The sequence below is a fragment of the Hymenobacter jeollabukensis genome, assembly GCF_005771675.1.
In the GTDB taxonomy this organism is placed as follows: domain Bacteria; phylum Bacteroidota; class Bacteroidia; order Cytophagales; family Hymenobacteraceae; genus Solirubrum; species Solirubrum jeollabukense.
Map to the genome: position 1 here is coordinate 24,469 of NZ_VAJM01000010.1, position 16,608 is coordinate 41,076.

Consider the following 16,608-nt stretch of genomic DNA (forward strand, 5'->3'; position numbering starts at 1 on the left):
ATGAAAATCCAGGTGAAAAAGCAGTTACAGCGGCCGCTCGTCGTCGGGCGCGTAGCGGTAGTCGTTGCTGGCGGCCGGGGCCGGGGCTGCCTCGCCCAGCTGGGCGGCGCGCCACTCCAGGCCCGGGCTTTCCTTGGCTTCCACGATGCTGAAGTAATTGAAGGCCAGCAGCACGTTCATCACCGGGTTCAGGAAGAACATGGCCGCGGCCGTAAACAGCGAGAAGGGAATGCCGATGAGGTGGTTGTCGGGGTTCGACACCATAAAGTAGCCCAGCGCCATGGCCGGTACGAACAGCAGGCCCAGGAACAGGACACCATAGACCAGGGCCAGGGCAAACGAGGACCACCAGTAGCCCTTAATCAAATCGAAGCAGCGCGAAATGCCGCCTTCTTCTTCCAGAAACACCACCGAGGGCAGCAGCATGAGGGCCACGGCCACGTAAATGCCGGGCAGCAACAATAAAATGGATGCGAACAAAGCAATGAAACCTCCGACGATGGTTTTGCCGAAATACGTGCCGGTATTGCTGGTGGCTTCCCACACATCGGCCACCGTCAGCTCGCGCCCGGGCGTCTGATAGTGCTGAATACGCAGGCGCAGAAAGCCGAAGGTGATGCCCGTGCCCACGACGAGGGCCACGCGCTGGCAGATGCCGCCGACAAAGCCGATGGCGGTTTCGTTGCCGGTAGCGTAGCCAGCCGCCTCAACGATGAGGCCCAGCAGCAGCCAGGGGCCGGTGTAGCGCAGCAGCGCGGCGGTGGCCTCCCACTTCTGGCCGAAGTCGCGGGTCCGGTAAAAGTCAGCCGGCTGGCTGAAGGCGGTGGCGTCCGCCAAAACGGTAGTAGAGGTGTTCATGAATAGGCAATGGAATAAGGAGAAGCAGTATCAAGGAGCTTCGGCGTCGGCGTCGGGCAGCACGAAGCCAGTGCGCCGGGCGCGGTGGTGCAGCAGCCACGGATACACCACGAAGTAGCCCACAATCAGCACCAGCGACAGGACGATAACCGGCGCGCTGATGCCCACCGGGTGGCGCGGGGCCAGGCGCGTGACGAAGCCTTCGAGGAAGGCGGCCAGCACGATGAGCGGCACCAGCCCGGCCATCAGTTTCATGGCGTCCTGGGCGCCGCGGCGCAGGGCCTCGCCGCGGGGGTAGCTGCCCGGAAACAGCAGGCTGCTGCCGAGCACCAGCCCGGCCCCGGCCGCCAGCACGATGCAGCTGATTTCGATGGTGCCGTGCAGCCAGATGGCCAGCGAAGCCCGCAGCCCCACGCCCTGGGCGATGAAAAAGTACTGGAAGCTGCCCACCATCACCGCGTTGCGAAACAGCAGGTAGAGCGTGCCCAGCCCGGCCGTGGCGCCCAGCGCGAAGGTGGCCAGCGCCACGCGCACGTTGTTGTAGGCAATGAAGAGGAACATCTCGACCTCGGGCGCGGTGCCGTACACGTCGGTGGGGCGGCCGCGGCGGATGTTTTCCAGGGTCATGTTCACGTACCCGTCGCCGAGCACCAGGCGCACGAAGGCGTCGTCTTCGGCGGCCGACAGCGCGCCCAGGCCCGCAAACAGCAGAAACAGCACCAGCGAGGTGAGCAGCGGCTTCCAGTGCCGGGCCACCAGCAGGGGCAGCTCCGTCAGCCAGAAGTAGCCGAAGCCGCGGCGCCGGGCCGTCGGGCGACGGTACAGCTGCTCGTGGAAGCGGCTGGCCAGCTGGTTCAGGTGCTGGGTGACTGGCGCCGTTGGGTAGAAGGTGCGGGCGTAGGCCAGGTCGTCGGTGAGGGCCACGAAACGGGCGGCCAGTTCCTCGGGCGTGGCCGCCGGCTGGTGTTCGTAAGAATGCCACCGCTCCTGGTTGCGGCGGATGAATACAACTTCGCGCATAAAGAACCGCCCGATCAACGGAATCGGGCGTAGAACGTGCCCGGAAGATGATACTTTTGGCGGTAGTATCCAACTATTTGCCGGCGCGGTATGGCCCTGTTACGCATCCCCACTACCCAGAACGTCACCCTCGAATACGAAACCGCCTCCGTCGGGGAGCGGATTGCCGCCACCCTGCTCGACCTCGTGATTATGCTCGGCTGGGTCATTGCCTGGGTGCTCATCAACGTGTACCTGCTGCAACTGGATACCAACGGCCCGGGCAATGGCAGCACGGCTTTTGTCATTTTCATCTTCGCGCTGGTGCTGTTGCCGCTGTTTCTGTACCACCTGCTGAGCGAGGTATTCTTCCAGGGCCAGAGCATCGGTAAGAAGGCCCTGAAGATTCGCGTCATCAGCCTGAACGGGGCCCCGCCGCGCTTCACCCAGTACCTGCTGCGCTGGGTGCTGCGCCTGGTCGATATCGACCTGATTTACGGGGTGGTGGCCATGGCCTGCATCCTGGGCAGCGGTCGGGGGCAGCGCCTCGGCGACATGGCCGCCGGCACCGCCGTGGTGCGCCTGAACCGCCGCTCCGTGGTGGCCGACAACGCCCTGTTCGGCGCCGACTACGACCCGCTGTACCGCGTGACTTACCCCGAAGTAGCCCAGCTGGCCGACCACGACGTGCGCCTGATTCAGGAGCTGGTCACGCAGAGCGAGCAGCGCGGCGCCTACCACATCCTGGCCGACGTGGCCCAGCGCGTGCGGCAACTCACGGGCATTCAGACCCACCTGCCCGACCACGAGTTCCTGCTGGTGGTGCTGCGCGACTACGCCCACCTGGCCGGTCAGACGGCTGAGCGGTAACCGCGGCAACAAGCTGAACCGTACCGCTCACCGGGTCGCCGGGCGTACCAACTTCCCCTCGCCGCCTGCGTATTGCCAAGGGCCGGGCCGGTAGCATTCCGCCCGGCTTCCCTTCCGATGAACGACGAATCCAGCTTCCGCCAAAACCCCGACGAATTCCACGGCCTCGGCGCCGAGAAAACCGACGAAAACCTGCGCCGTGGCCAGCAGGCTGCCCAGCAGCATCCCGAAGCCGGCCAGACGGACCAGCCCTCCGCCGGTTATACCCACTCCCCGCAGTACGGCGAGTTTGGCCAGCCCGAAGGTGCCGCCACGGCTACCCCCGAAGGCTTCCAGCCGCGCTACGGCCAGGAAACCCCGCCCCAGGTCGATGACACCCACCACGGCGACGACCGGTTCCGTCACAGCGGCACCCGCAACTGGGCCACCGACGAACCCGCCAACCCCCACCAGGCCAAGCCCGGCGAATGGTCGGATACCGAAGCCTAAGCTCTCTTCAGCCAACTTCAATGTTGGTTGTCGAAATCATTGATCAACAAAAAGGCCCGCTGCAGTTGCAGCGGGCCTTTTTGTTGATCAAAACAGAGTAGGTGGCTATTCCTTGACCACGCGCAGCACGGTGCTGCTGCCGTCGGGCAGCTGGGCGCGCACCAGGTAGAGGCCGGCCGGCAGCTTGGCCGATTCGCTCCAGCTGATGGTGTTGGCGCCGGCGCTGAGGCGGTCGGCCGGGCGGTTGAGCAGCAGGCGGCCCGCCACGTCGTAGATGCTGAACGTCACCTGGTTCATCGTCGCGGGCACCGTCAGGCTCAGGTGCAGGCCGGCCTCGCCGAAGGGGTTCGGCTGGGCCGAGAACTGCAGGGACTGCGCCAGGGCGCTTTGCTGGGCCGTGGTGGTGGCGGGCAGCAGGTAGGTCACAATGTTGCCGCTGCCAGCCAGGGCGTTGTTGCCGTCGCGCAGCTCCACGCGCTGGGTGCCGCCGCAGCCGTTGGATACCTTAATGTCATCGACAAACCAGCCCTCGAAGGAGCCGGGGCTGCCGGTGTCGGTGCGCACGCGGAAGCGCACCCGCAGCGGCTGACCGCTGAACGAGGTCAGGTTCAGTACCGAGCGGATGAAGTTGCTGCCCGTCACGCTGCGGCCCGAGAAGCAGGCTACGCCCGTGGTGCCCGTAGTCGAGGCGTCAAACGTGCTGTTGGGGCCGTTTTCGATGAAGTAAGGGGCAGCGTTGGTCCACGTCGCGCCGTTGTTGGTCGACAACTCCACCGAGCCGCCGTCGTAGCTGGCCTCGAAGTTGTAGAAGTGCATGAACGAGAGCGAAGACAGGCCCGTGGGCGTGAATTGGGCCGACGTCAGCACGTAGTCCGTGGGCGTGGTGGGGGCCGATGCGGCCCACGAGCGGGTGGGGCTGCTGGCCATGGTGGTGCTGCTGACCCAGTTGGTGCTGCCGCTCAGCGCGGTGCTCACAAAGCCGCCCACGGTGTTGGCATCCCGGTCATCGTTGACGGGCAGCACCGGGGTGCAAGCCGCCGAAGCCACGGCCTGCGCCCGGAAGCGGAAGGTCTTCACCTGGCCCGGGGCAGTGAACTGAATGTTCGGGAAGGTCACCGTGTTGCCGCTGAGCGTGGCGGCGGGCGTACTGCTCACGTACTGCATGCCGGTGGGCAGCTGGTCGGAGAGGGTGTAGGCCGCAGTGGGCACCGTGCAGTTGCAATTGAGTTGCAGGGCCACATCGAAGGTGTTGCCGGTCATCAGGGCGGTGGTTTTCTGCAGCGTGACGGGCGGCGGCATGTCGAAGGCGGCTACCTGGTCGGTGGCGCTGTTCGAGGAGCCCTGCACGGCGCTGTAGCCCATGCCGCGGGCGGCAAAGGCGCGCCAGATCGAGCAGTGGTACTGCCCGTTGTAGAGGAGAGAGTCGGCGGCCAGAATGGCGTCGCGCGCGTCGAGGAAGCCGGGCATGCAGGGCTGCATCTTCATGCCCTGCATCACCAGCTGCAGCGCGGCCACGTTGCCCCCGTTGCCGGCGCCGTTGTAGAGGTTACCGGTAATGCTGCCCTGTTGCTGAATCACGTTCCAAGTCATGTCCCAGAGCACGGCGCACCAGACTTCGCCGATGTCGTGCACCTCCGGTCTGACTGCCACCTGGGTGTAGGTGAGCGGGTTCACGCTCATGGAGGTGGAGTAAGGATAGCGGCGGATGCCGCCGCCCGCGTTGGTCTGGCCGACGGCGTAGGTACCCACGGAGCGGGCTATCGGCCCGTCGTTGACGGTGGCCGTACTCCAGTCGGTGTTGAGCATCAGCGAGAGGTAGTCGCTCCAGCCTTCCCCGCCCTGTTCGGCATTGCCGAGGCAGCTGGCGGCCGCAGGCCCGCCCGTCAGGCGGTTCGATACGCCGTGGCCGTACTCGTGCACCATGATGCCGCTGTCGAAGTCGCCGTCGAGCTGCGGGCCGGGCTTGGGCAGCGTCACCTGCACCCCGTCGCTGACGCGGGCGCTGATGAGGGCCCCATCGGCCTGCGAAATCATCACGGCCGGGATGGTGATGGTGTTGTCGAGGCCGGTCATGACGGTGGGCGCGCCGGCCGAGTTATTCACCACGATAACGCCAATGGCCCCGGCGAGCTGAGCATTCTTCACCCGGATGGTATAACCGCAAGTGCCGTTGCGGACAATCAGGGCAATTTTGCCGGCCAGCGAGGGGCCGCTGTGGTCCACGCAGCCGGTGTTGGTAGCCGGGCTGCTGCCCGCGTCTACGTACTGAGCCACCTGCCCCGATACGGGGCCCACGTTGACCAGCTTGTTGGCCGTGCTGAAGTTGCTTTCCCGCGAGGAGTACGAGCCGGCAATGGCGGCCGGCGTCGTCACCGAAATGGTGGGCGGGGCGGCGTTCCACAGGTACATCTGCATGCGGCCGCTGCCGCCATCGGGCGGGGTGCCGAAGTTGGCGTTGTTGGTGCCGGTACCGTCCTGGGCTTCGGCCAGCACGTGGTCGTTGCCATTGCCGCCGCGGCCGATGTTGTTTTTCTGGAAATTGCCGGCCACCTCGGTAAATCCGTACTGGTACAGTACATCGTGGATGATGTTGTTCCAGTAGAACAGGTTGGTAACGGCGGCGTTGCGGTTCACCACCACCGAGGGCGCCTGCGTGAAATCGGGCGTGTAGCCGAAGGTGAGCGTGGTGCCGGTGGTGGTCGAGTTGGCGTAGTTGCCGGGGCCATTCAGGCGCGCCGCGTCGTCGTAGGCGGCCACGTTGTTGCCGCGGGTGTAGGCGTAGTCGGTAACGCCATCGTAGTGCCAGCCGTGGGTGGTGGCCGCGTTACCGGCGCCGGCGTTCAGCCACGGGTCGGTTACCGTCTGCAGGCCGCCGGTGCTGTTGGGGTTCAGCTTCGGGTAAGGCACCACGAAATAGGAGGCCGTGGCGGTGGCGGCGGGCAAGTAAGCCGCCGCGTACGGGCTGCGCGCCGCTGCTGCGGGAGCCACTGCCGTCGTAGCACAGGCGTCGGCGTTGGTTGGGGCGTGCTCTTCCACCGTCCAGTTGTCCTGGCTGATGACGGCCCCGCTGACCGCGTCCACCTGCACGTTCCACCAGTCGGGGCTGTTGAGCATGTCGATGTTCACGTTCCAGGCCAGGTGGGGTTGGCCGGCCCGATCGAGTACCCAAGCCAGGCTGGCCACGATGTCGCGCTTGGCTACTCCGGCCGCGGCGAAGACCTGCCGGGCCTCGGCGCCGCCTTCGTTGCGGAGCAGGGCCGGCTCGGCGCCGCCGGGCAGCACGTGGCGCACGGCCCGGCTTACCGCCCCGGCCGCCGATACGGTCGGCGTAGTCGACAGCGTGGCCAGCTGCTTCGTACCCACGAAGCTGCCCGCGTGGTGGGCGAGGCGCCCGCGCACGAAGGTCAGCGGCAGAATGCGGTTGTACACCGGAATGCCCCGGTTCACCTGCTGCACGTACATGTGCTCCAGGCCGTTGGCTTCGCTGTAGGCGTCGGTAAGGCGGAAGTCGTCGACACCGATGCCGTTGCCGGCCCACTGGTAGCGCGTTTCGAGGGCGCGTTTAAGGGCGCTTTGGTTGGTTTGGGCCTGCAGGCTGGCGAACGGCAGCAGCAAGCCCAGGGCTGCCAGCGGCAGCAGAGTAGAAGTTTTCCTCACGGGCAGAACTTGATTCGGGAAAGAAAGGGCAAAATGGAAGCCGCGCGGGGCATACGGCCCGCTCGGTCCTTAAAAATACAACGTAGCAATGCTATAATCACTGCCGCGTTGGTGAAAATTACTGAGGAAGGAGTTGCCCGGCATTTAATATCTGCTCCGATAAGTGCCTTCTATGATCAACTCGCCGCGGAAATGGCCGTAACCAGGCGCCGGCTGCGGAGGAGAACCAGCTTGCGCAGCAAGGCCAATGTGAAAGGTGCACATGGTGTAAAACATAGCCGCTACAGGCCGGCCCAGGCGACAGACTCCGCTCGATGAGAAAATCCCGGGGCTGGCCGTCGGGGGTGACGACAACCGTAATCAGCACGCTGCCCTGGCACCGCTCATGCCGGGCCTGTACCGGGCAGCGCATGGTGCGGGCCATTTGCTCCAGGTCGTGACCCTGGCTGCCGCGCAGGCGCGGGGCGCGGGCCAGCCGCAACCGCTGCCAGCCACTCAATACGCACAATCATAGCTCGGCGAAAATAGCAAGCGGCGCGGAAGCACGGCCCGTTGGCCCGCCTCCGCGCCGCTTGTCAGTCAATAGCCGCGCTTAACCGGCCGTGTGCTGCAGCTTGTTTTTGCGGCCGACGCGGCCGCCGGTGCGGTCTTCGCCCTGGGCCAGCAGCTCGTCGTCGCGGTCGGTTTTCTTCACCCAGCTCACCGAGTAGAGGTCCTTGCGCCGGTCGCGCAGGTTGCGCACGGCCCCCGAGGTGTTCAGGTCCTTGAGCAAATCCAGGTCGAGGTCGGCAATCAGGGTCATCTCGGTGTTCGGGGTGGCCTCGGCCACGATGGCGTCGTGGGGGAAGGCGAAGTCGGAGGGGCTGAACACCGCGCTCTGCGAGTACTGAATGTCCATGTTCTCCACGCGCGGCAGGTTGCCCACCGAGCCGGTAATGGCCACGTAGCACTCGTTTTCGATGGCGCGGGCCTGGGCGCAGAGGCGCACGCGCTGGTAGGCGTTCTTGGTGTCGGTCCAGAACGGCACGAACAGAATCTTCATGCCCTCGTCGGAGAGCATGCGCGAGAGTTCCGGGAATTCCACGTCGTAGCAGATCAGGATGCCGATTTTGCCGAAGTCGGTGTCGAAGCAGGCCAGCTTGTTGCCGCCGCGCATGCCCCAGTAACTGGCTTCGTCGGGCGTCACGTGCAGCTTGTACTGCTCGTCCACGGTGCCGTCGCGGCGGCAGAGGTAGGCCACGTTGTGCAGCTTGCCGTCGGTGTAGAGTGGCATGGAGCCGGCCACGATGTTGATGTTGTAGCTCACGGCCAGCTCCATGAACTTGGCCTTCAAGGGCTCGGTGAAGGCGGCCATGGCGCGGATAGCCACCGAGGGCGAATCCTCGTTGGTCAGGGCCATCAGCGGGGCGTTGAAGAACTCCGGGAACATCACGCAGTCGGCCTTGTAGCCCGACACGGTATCGACGAAGAACTCAATCTGCTGGAATAAATCCTCCAGGCTCTTGGTGCCCCGCATCTGCCACTGCACGATGCCGATGCGCACGTTGGACTTCTGGTTGCCGATCAGGCGCTCCGAATCCTCGTCGTAGTACACGTTGATCCACTCCAGCAGGGTGGCGTAGGCCTTGGAGTCGCCGTCGTAAGGCAGGTAGCCGCGGATGAGCTTGCGGACGTAGAAGTCGTTGGCCAGCTGGAAGGTGAGGATGGGGTCGGTCAGTTCCTTGTTGCGCACCATCTCCACGTACTTCTGCGGCGTCATTTCCTGGGCGTACTGGGCGTAGCCGGGAATGCGCCCGCCGGCCACCATGGCGCGCAGGTTCAGGCTCTCGCACAGCTCCTTGCGCGCGTCGTAGAGGCGGCGGCCCAGGCGCAGGTTGCGGTACTGCGGGTCCACGAACACGTCGACGCCGTAGAGGGTGTCGCCGTCGGGGTTGTGGGTGTTGAACTTGCCGTTGCCGGTAATCTTGGCGTAGGTGTGCCGGTCGCCGAAGTCGGAGTACTGCACGATGATAGCCAGGGCCGCGGCCACCACCCGGCCGTTGTCCTCGATGCAGATCTGGCCCTCGGGGAATTTCTTGAGCAGGTTGTTGTACTCGTCCTGCTCCCAGGCGCCCTCCATGTTGGAGTACACCTGGTCCATGATGACGCGCACGGCCTTGTAGTCGGAGCGGCGCAGGCTGCGCAGCACCAGCTTGTGGGCCGCCGAAGCCACCGAGGGCAGCGTGCCGTCCTCGCCGGGCGCGGTGCCGGTTTTCTTTTCTTTATCGGCCTTCTCCTTTTTCGAAGCGGCGGGTTTGGCGTTGGTAGCGGCCATAGAAGTCAAAGATTTAAGCAAAATTAGCCGGAACCAGTCCGGCCGGGCCGGCTCGGGCCGGGTTCCAGGTCCTTAAACAGGTTTTCTATGCGTCTGCGTTTCGTCGGAGCTATTTTGGTGGTGGCGCTGGATGGCGCGGCGGCCGTCGTAAGCCCCAACATGACTCCCAAACCCGATTTTCGGGCCACCGTGCAGCAGCACCTGGCCGCTATCCAGCAGCACGACTTGGCGGCCCTGCTCCGCACCGTGACGGCCGGCGAGGCGTTGCCGCTGGTGCTGCCCAACGGCCAGCTGCTGCGCACCCGCCAGCAGTACGTCGACCTGCACAAGGAGTGGTTCGCGGAAACCAACTGGGTGTTTACGCCCGAAATCATCACCTACACCGAAACGCCTGGCATGGCCAACGCGCTGGTGCGGGTGAAGATGGAGGACCTGGACGCCAAGGGCCAGCGCAGCAACGCCCGCTCCAACTACCTCACCCTCACCTTCGCCCAGGAAAAAGGTGAGTGGCGCCTGGTGTTCGATCAGAACACGCGCATCGTGGAAACGAAGTAAGCGCGCGGAACCGGCGGATCAGTAGCGCACCACCTTGCCCACGGCCGTAGCGCCATCGGCCTGCCGCACGCGCAATAGTAGCGTGCCCTGCCAGGCGGCATTCAGCGGCAGCGCCGAAGCGCCTTTGGGCTGCTCGAAGCGACCCAGCAAGCGGCCCGTCAGGTCAGTTACCTCGACTTCGGCGGTGGCCGGCAGCTGCAGCTGCACGGCGGTGCCAGCCTCGGCGGCGGTGGGCCAGGCCGTCAGCGGAGCGGCGATTTTGCCCGCAGCGGCGGCCGTTGGCAGCTGGATGCGGCGGTAAATGTCGCGGTACTCCACGTTGGTAATGACTTCCTGGCCGTTCACCACGTTGGTGGTGATGGTCAGGACCGGCACGTGAATGGTCTTGGCCAGCCACTTGTATTCCCGGCGCACCGGCAAGGTCAGGCCCTGGCCGGACGTGCCGCCCACGGCCAGGCTGTCGTGGTCTTCGATGCGCGTCACCACCCGCACCGTCTGGAAGGTGCCGAAGGGCGTGGTGAGCGTGCCCCAGGCGTCGGGGCGGTTCACGCGCTTGCGGCGCTGCGAGAGGTAGCCGGTGCTGGCAATAACCGCCGGCGTTTCAAAAAACGAGTTGCTGGAATCGGCGGGCGAGTTGTAGCTCAGCGGGAAGCGGTAAATCACGTCCTGCAGCGCCTGGCTTTGGTAGGTGACGGGCAGCCCAAAGCCGGTGACGGTGGCCCCGAAGCCCACCGAGCGGAAGTCGGCGTTCGAGAGGTTGTAGAACTCCACCGGGTCGGTAATCGGCAGGCCGGCGCCGAGGGCCGGCAGGGTCTGCGGCGACACCAGCGTGGCGCGGTTTACGCCGCCAAAGGGCCCAAATGCAAACTGCAGCGTCGTGGCGGTGGTGTTGATGTTGGCGTAGCGCTCCACCCGCTGGGCCGTGGGCGTGAGGGCGGCGTAGTTCCAGGTCTGGTTGGCGCCGCGGCGCGTGAGGGGCGGCGCCGAAGCGGGCAGCGCCGGGGCCGCCTGGCTGAGGCGCAGCGTGTCGCCGATAACGGGCAGGTCGGTGCGGTCGATGCTGGGCGAGGTCTGGGCCTGAGCCAGCGGCGCGGCGCCGAGCAGCAGGAAGGCAAGCGGGTAGAGGTTTGGGCGCATAGGCGGCGAGGGGCGGTAAGGGCTCAGCAAGATACGCAGCGGCGCGGCGGCACAAAAAAGCTCCGCGCGGCCGAAGCCACGCGGAGCCCTGCGCCCAAATCGGGCCGGAGTGCTATATGCTCATTTCGGGCACGCCGGCGGCCGGCACCACCAAGCGGCCCGCGGTGGCGGCCTGAATCTGCTCCACCGTGACGCCCGGGGCCCGCTCGCGCAGCACGAAGCCGTCGGGCGTCACATCGAGCACGGCCAGCTCGGTCACGATTTTCTTCACACAGCGCAGCCCGGTGATGGGCAGCGTACAGTCGGGGAGCAGCTTCGAGGAGCCGTCCTTGGCCACGTGCTGCATGGCCACGATGATGTTCTTGGCCGAGGCCACCAAATCCATGGCGCCGCCCATGCCCTTCACCATCTTGCCCGGAATCTTCCAGTTGGCAATGTCGCCGCGCTCCGACACTTCCATGGCCCCAAGGATGGTCAAATCCACGTGCTCCCCGCGAATCATGCCGAACGACTCGGCCGAGGAGAAGATGCTGGAGCCGGGCAGCGTGGTCACCGTCTGCTTGCCGGCGTTGATCAGGTCCGGGTCCACTTCGGCTTCGGTGGGGAAAGGGCCCATGCCCAGCAGCCCGTTTTCGGACTGCAGCACCACGTTGATGCCCTGCGGGATGTAGTTGGCCACCAGCGTGGGAATGCCGATGCCGAGGTTGACGTAGTAGCCGTCTTTTACTTCTTGCGCGATGCGCCGGGCAATGCCGTGTTTGTCAAGCATGAGGGTGGGAGCGTAGCGGGTTAGTTGGCCGCGGGGGCCGGGGAAGTTACGGCCGCGCGCACCTGCTGCTTGAACTTGGCGGGCAGGTCGCGGGCGGTGGTGTTGGGGTATTTCTGGGTGTAGAGCAGGGCCACCACCTTGCGCGTGGGGTCGACCCAGTAGGTGGTGCCGAAGATGCCGCCCCACTCGTAGCTGCCTTCCGATAGCCCGGATTTTTCGGCGTTGGCGGCCGTCATGATGCTGAAGCCCAGGCCGAACTTGTTGCCGCCCTGCTCCAGCGCACCCATCTGGTTCGAGGTCATCAGGCGCACGGTGGCGGGCTGCAGCAGGCGGCGGCCGCCGTACTCGCCCCCGTTGAGCAGCATCTGCAGGAAGATGGCGTAGTCGTCGATGGTGGAGGAGAGGCCCGCCCCGCCCGAAAAGTAGGTACCGGCCTGCCTGGGGTAGTCCGGCATCATCGGGCCCATCACGCCGCCCGCGGGCGGCACCGGCACCAGCTTCTTGCTCTGCGGATCTTCGGTGTAGAGCCGGGCCAGCCGGTTGTGCCGGTCGGCGGGCAGGTAGAAGTAGGTGTCGCGCATGTTCAGCGGCTCGAACAGCCGCCGGCGCAGAAACTGGTCGAGCGGCTGTCCGCTGAGCACTTCGATCAGCCGGCCCACCACGTCCACGCTCAGCCCGTAGGTAAACTGTTCCCCGGGCTGGTGCAGCAGCGGCAGCCGGCCCAGCTGGTCCATCGAAGTAGCCAGCAGCCCCCCGGGCGTGCCGATACCGCTCGGAATGCCGGCTTTGGCGTAAATGGCGCGGGCCTCCTTGCTGCCGATAACCGGGTAGCCCAGGCCCGAGGTGTGGGTGAGCAACTGCCGGATGGTTATTTCCGACTTGGCCGGCACGGTGGTGTAGCTGCTGTCCTGGGGGTTGAACGAAGCCAGCACCTGCGGGTGGGCAAAGGCCGGCAGGTACTGGCTCACCGGGTCGTCGAGCTGAAACTTGCCCTCGTCGTAGAGCAGCATCAGGCCCGCGCTGGCCACGGCCTTGGTCTGCGAGGCAATGCGGAAAATGGCGTCGGGCCGCAGGGGCGTCTTGGCCGCCACGTCGTCGTAGCCGAAGGCTTTGCGGTAGATGATGCGGCCATCCTGCGCCACCAGGGCAATGGCGCCGGGCACCCGCTCGGTGCTCACGTACTCCTGCAGCAGCTGGTCGAGGCCGGGCAGCGGGCGGGGCCGCGCCGCCAGGGTGCGGGCAGCCGGGCGCGCCGCCGTGGCCGGGGCTGCCGTGTGGCAGCCCGCCGCGGGGCCCAGGCTCAAGGCGAGCAGCAGGAGGTAAGCAGCCGGTTTCATCGGGGGCAGGTGGGGCGGAAGCGGCGGCGCTTAGTTGGCGGCGCGCACCGTGCGCTGCTCAATGCGCTTTTCGTAGTCTTTGCCCTGGAAAATGCGCTGCACGTAGATGCCGGGCGTATGAATCTGGTTGGGGTCCAGCTCGCCGGCGGGCACCAGCTCCTCCACCTCGGCCACCGTGATTTTGCCGGCCGTGGCCATCATCGGGTTGAAGTTGCGGGCCGTGCCTTTGTAGATCAGGTTGCCGGCCGTGTCGCCCTTCCAGGCTTTCACCAGGGCGTAATCGGCGTGCAGGGCGGTTTCCAGCAAGTACATCTTGCCGTTGAACTCGCGGCTTTCCTTGCCCTCGCCCACCTCGGTGCCGTAGCCGGCCGGGGTGAAGAAGGCCGGAATGCCCGCCCCGCCCGCGCGGCAGCGCTCGGCCAGGGTGCCCTGCGGAATCAGCTCCACTTCCAGCTCGCCCGAGAGCAGCTGCCGCTCGAATTCGGCGTTTTCGCCCACGTAGCTGGAAATCATCTTCTTCACCTGCCGCTGCTGCAGCAGCAGCCCAATGCCAAAGTCGTCGACGCCGGCGTTGTTGGAAATGCAGGTCAGGTTGGTCACACCCAGGCGCAGAATTTCCTGAATGCTGTTTTCGGGAATGCCGCACAGGCCGAAGCCGCCGAGCATCAGCGTCATGCCGTCGGTGAGGCCCTGCAGCGCAGCCTGCGCGTCGGCCACTACTTTATTGATCATAGAAGAAAGGGGGGAATTGGGCCGGCAAGTTATCAATCTGCCCGAAAGCAGGGCCCAGGTTCCCCGGCCTGAATACACGAAGGGGGTAGGGGCGCGACCTAACGCTGCTCACAGGATAGCCGTATCAGCAACCACGACCGAACCGCCCGGCGTCAGGGCCGGGCAGCGGGCGGCTCGTAGTCGACGGGCAGCAGCTCCCCGATTTTCTCGAAGCTCCAGTAGCCTTCCGTATACACCGCCAGCGGGTCGAGCAGCTGCCCGGTGGGCGTGATTTCCACGGCCGGCCGCAGCAGGTGCAGCACCGAAATCTGCTGCTCGGGCCGGGGCGGCGGCTCGCCGAGGCGGTGGGGCAGGGTGTAGGCCGGGTCGGGCTTTTCGCGCTGGTAAGTCACCTGGGCTAGGTCGCGGAAGTGCAGCTGCACCGCCCGCCCGCCGGGACCGAGGCGGCGCAGGCTGTCGGCGGGCAGGGGGCGGGTGTAGAGGTAGGCGTATTGCGGCGGCTCGCGCAGCTGCCGCAGCAGCGAGTCGGCCGGGTGCCACACCTCATGGGCGTGGCGCTGACGCTCCAGGCGCAGCAAGGAATCGGCGCGCGCCCAGCGCCGGTTAGGCACGCGGCGCAGGCGGTTGACCACGAAGCCTGCGTCGGCGAGCTGACCGGAGCGCACGCCGCGCAGAAAGTGGGTGAGCGAGCCGCGGTACGCCGCCAGGCGGTTGGCGGCGTACCGCGCCTGCTTGGCCGCGCTCTTGGTCGGCAGCTCCTCAAACACCGGCCAGGCGTAGTACGACAGCACTTGCTCGCGGAAATTGATCTGAAAATGCAGCCCGTAAAACCGGATGCGGTAGCCCAGCGCCGCGTTGTCGACCTGCAGGTAGTCGTAGGCCTCGGCCGTCAGCTCGCCTGCCTGGGCGTCGAACTCCACGCGCACGCCGTCGGGGTTGCGGATGCGGCACTGCCGGGAAAACGCGGTGTTGCCCAGAAACAGCTCAACGAAGCGCTGGTAATCCTCGGGCTTGTTGCGGTGCGGCCGGATGACCACGCCGGCCAGCTGCTGGCTCAGCGGCGCGGGCCGGAGCTGGACCACCACGGGCGTTTGCCCCACCGTCACATTCTGCCGCGCGAGGCGGTAGCCCAAATACGACACCACCAAGTCGTAATTGCCGGCGGGCACCCCCGACAGGCTGAAATGGCCCGCCTCATCGGTGGTGGCGCCGCGGGTGGTGTTGGCCAGAAACACGCTGGCAAAGGCCAGCGGCGCCTGCGTCACGGAGTCGCGCACCTCGCCGCTGATGGTAGCCTGGGCCCGCGCCGCGTGCGGCAGCCCTAGCGTGCCGAGCACCAGCAGCCGCGCCCAAAAAAGAAATCGGAGAAATAACCCGCGCATAAGGGCTCAAACCTACGGCCGTGGCATATTTATCGGCAGTGCCTGCGCTTAAAAAAAGTAGCCGTTATAGCTGTTCTCCCGTCCGTGTATCATCCTTGTTCTTCCAAAGACCGGTCGGCCGGCTTTGGGAACTGCTCTAAGTAGAAATGAACAGCTGGCAAGCAACGAAAAAGGCCGCCCGCTAAGCTTCAGCGGGCGGCCTTTTTCGGGCGCGTAAGCGCCGCTGGAGCTATTTGCTGCGTCCCGGCGTCGTGGCCGGCGCGGGCGTGGTGGGCACGTAGTCGAAGGGCAGAAACTCCCCGATTTTCTCGAAGCCCCAGTACTCGCCCACTGATACGTCGAGCGGGTTCCGCAACGAGCCGTCGGCCTGAATTTCGGCCCGGTGGCGGTTCAGCCGCAGGCGCGACACCTCGCGCAGCGCGGGGTAAGTCGTGCGCGAGCCGCCCAGCGGCGACATGGCCCGCTTGTAGCGCGGGTCGGGCGCCTCGCCGAAGTAGGCCACCTGCAGCTCGCCCGAGAAGCGCAGGAACACGCGCTTGCCGTCGGCCGATACTTGGCGGATGCTGTCGATGGGCAGGGCGGTGGGGTTCAGGGTGGCGTACACCGGGCCCGAGCGGCTCCAGAGCGTGAGCGAGTCCTTTTCGGCGCGGGTCAGGTCGCTGCCGTCGGGGTGGCGCTCCAGCAGCATCTGGCGCAGGCTGTCGGTCTGGCCGAAGCGCTTGTTCACCGTCACCTTGATCTGCTGGGCCATGAAGTTTTCGGTGCGCAGGCGGTTGCGGTACACGCTGCGCAGAAAGTGCATAAACGAGCCGTTGTAGGCCTTCAGGCGGTTGGCGGCCCACAGCTTCTGCTGGGCCTCGTCCTTGGGCTTCATTTCCTCGAACACCGGCTCGCCGTAGTACGACACGGCGCCGTCCTCGGGGTCGTAGCTGAATTCTAGGCCGAAGTACTTCAGGCGGTAGCCCAGCGCGTCGTTATCCACCTGCAGATACTCCTTGGCGCGGGCCCGCAGCTGCTTGTCTTCCTCGTCGAAGAAGACGCGCACGGCCTCGGGGTTGCTCACGCGGCACTGCTCCGAAAATTGCGTGCCGCCCAAAAACAGCTCCGAAAACTGCTTGTACTCCTCCGGCTTGTTGGGTTCGGGCTTGATGACGACCTCGCCCAGGCTGTTGCCCACTGGCGAGAGCAGCAGGGTGAACTGCTGCGAGGGGCCGCTCATGGTCACGCTCTGCTTGGAGAGGCGGTAGCCCACGTAGGAGCACACCATGTCGTAGGTGCCGTTGGGCACCCGGCTGATTTCAAACTTGCCCTGGTCCGAGGTCGACGAGCCGAAGGTGGTATTGGCCAGAAACACGCTGGCAAAGGCCAGCGGCTCCTTGGTCAGCGAGTCGAGCACGACGCCCGTAAGCCGGTTCTGGGCCTGGGCCGCCGCGCCGACAAGCAGCAGGCAGCCCAGCAAAAACATCCGCAAAGAATTCTTCATGCAAGGGTGGAATACAAAATCAGGGC

General features: G+C 65.7%; 13 protein-coding genes. 3 read left to right on the top strand and 10 right to left on the bottom strand.

From position 1 onward, the window contains the following. Positions 1-24: 24 nt before the first annotated feature. Positions 25-858: a hypothetical protein gene (locus FDY95_RS18295; protein ID WP_138079976.1), complete on the bottom strand. Its 834-nt coding sequence runs from the start codon at positions 856-858 to the stop codon at positions 25-27. A 30-nt stretch (positions 859-888) separates the two neighbouring features. Next, positions 889-1,878 carry a stage II sporulation protein M gene (locus FDY95_RS18300; RefSeq protein WP_138079977.1) on the bottom strand — a complete coding sequence of 330 codons (990 nt, stop codon included), beginning with the start codon at positions 1,876-1,878 and terminating at the stop codon, positions 889-891. 90 nt (positions 1,879-1,968) lie between these two features. Between FDY95_RS18300 and FDY95_RS18305 the strand changes: the two genes are divergently transcribed. Further along, on the top strand, positions 1,969-2,727 hold the full coding sequence (locus FDY95_RS18305; protein ID WP_138079978.1) for an RDD family protein: 759 nt from the start codon (positions 1,969-1,971) through the stop codon (positions 2,725-2,727). A 117-nt stretch (positions 2,728-2,844) separates the two neighbouring features. Then, on the top strand, positions 2,845-3,216 hold the full coding sequence (locus tag FDY95_RS18310; protein WP_138079979.1) for a hypothetical protein: 372 nt from the start codon (positions 2,845-2,847) through the stop codon (positions 3,214-3,216). 105 nt (positions 3,217-3,321) lie between these two features. Here the strand turns inward: FDY95_RS18310 and FDY95_RS18315 are convergent, their stop codons facing one another. Together FDY95_RS18315 and FDY95_RS18320 are read right to left on the bottom strand one after the other, a co-directional pair. Next, positions 3,322-6,873, bottom strand: a complete 3,552-nt coding sequence (locus tag FDY95_RS18315) for a M36 family metallopeptidase (RefSeq protein WP_138079980.1) — start codon at positions 6,871-6,873, stop codon at positions 3,322-3,324. 592 nt (positions 6,874-7,465) lie between these two features. Next, positions 7,466-9,187, bottom strand: a complete 1,722-nt coding sequence (locus FDY95_RS18320; protein WP_138079981.1) for a bifunctional GNAT family N-acetyltransferase/carbon-nitrogen hydrolase family protein — start codon at positions 9,185-9,187, stop codon at positions 7,466-7,468. 87 nt (positions 9,188-9,274) lie between these two features. Between FDY95_RS18320 and FDY95_RS18325 the strand changes: the two genes are divergently transcribed. Then, a complete protein-coding gene (locus FDY95_RS18325) occupies positions 9,275-9,742 on the top strand; it encodes a YybH family protein (RefSeq protein WP_138079982.1) in 468 nt (155 codons plus the stop codon). An 18-nt stretch (positions 9,743-9,760) separates the two neighbouring features. Here the strand turns inward: FDY95_RS18325 and FDY95_RS18330 are convergent, their stop codons facing one another. From FDY95_RS18330 to FDY95_RS18355, 6 genes are all read right to left on the bottom strand, one after another. Beyond that, complete coding sequence (locus FDY95_RS18330) at positions 9,761-10,879, bottom strand: hypothetical protein (protein WP_138079983.1); 1,119 nt, start codon at positions 10,877-10,879, stop codon at positions 9,761-9,763. Between the two features lie 112 nt (positions 10,880-10,991). Further along, positions 10,992-11,648: a CoA transferase subunit B gene (locus FDY95_RS18335; RefSeq protein WP_138079984.1), complete on the bottom strand. Its 657-nt coding sequence runs from the start codon at positions 11,646-11,648 to the stop codon at positions 10,992-10,994. Between the two features lie 20 nt (positions 11,649-11,668). Further along, positions 11,669-12,985 (bottom strand): serine hydrolase domain-containing protein, encoded by a 1,317-nt coding sequence (locus FDY95_RS18340; protein ID WP_212744922.1) that lies wholly within the window; start codon positions 12,983-12,985, stop codon positions 11,669-11,671. Positions 12,986-13,015: 30 nt separating this feature from the next. After that, positions 13,016-13,717: a CoA transferase subunit A gene (locus FDY95_RS18345; RefSeq protein WP_138079985.1), complete on the bottom strand. Its 702-nt coding sequence runs from the start codon at positions 13,715-13,717 to the stop codon at positions 13,016-13,018. 152 nt (positions 13,718-13,869) lie between these two features. Beyond that, a complete protein-coding gene (locus tag FDY95_RS18350) occupies positions 13,870-15,099 on the bottom strand; it encodes a carboxypeptidase-like regulatory domain-containing protein (protein WP_138079986.1) in 1,230 nt (409 codons plus the stop codon). 229 nt (positions 15,100-15,328) lie between these two features. Next, positions 15,329-16,582, bottom strand: coding sequence for a carboxypeptidase-like regulatory domain-containing protein (locus FDY95_RS18355; protein ID WP_138079987.1), 1,254 nt, complete (start codon positions 16,580-16,582; stop codon positions 15,329-15,331). Positions 16,583-16,608 lie beyond the last annotated feature (26 nt).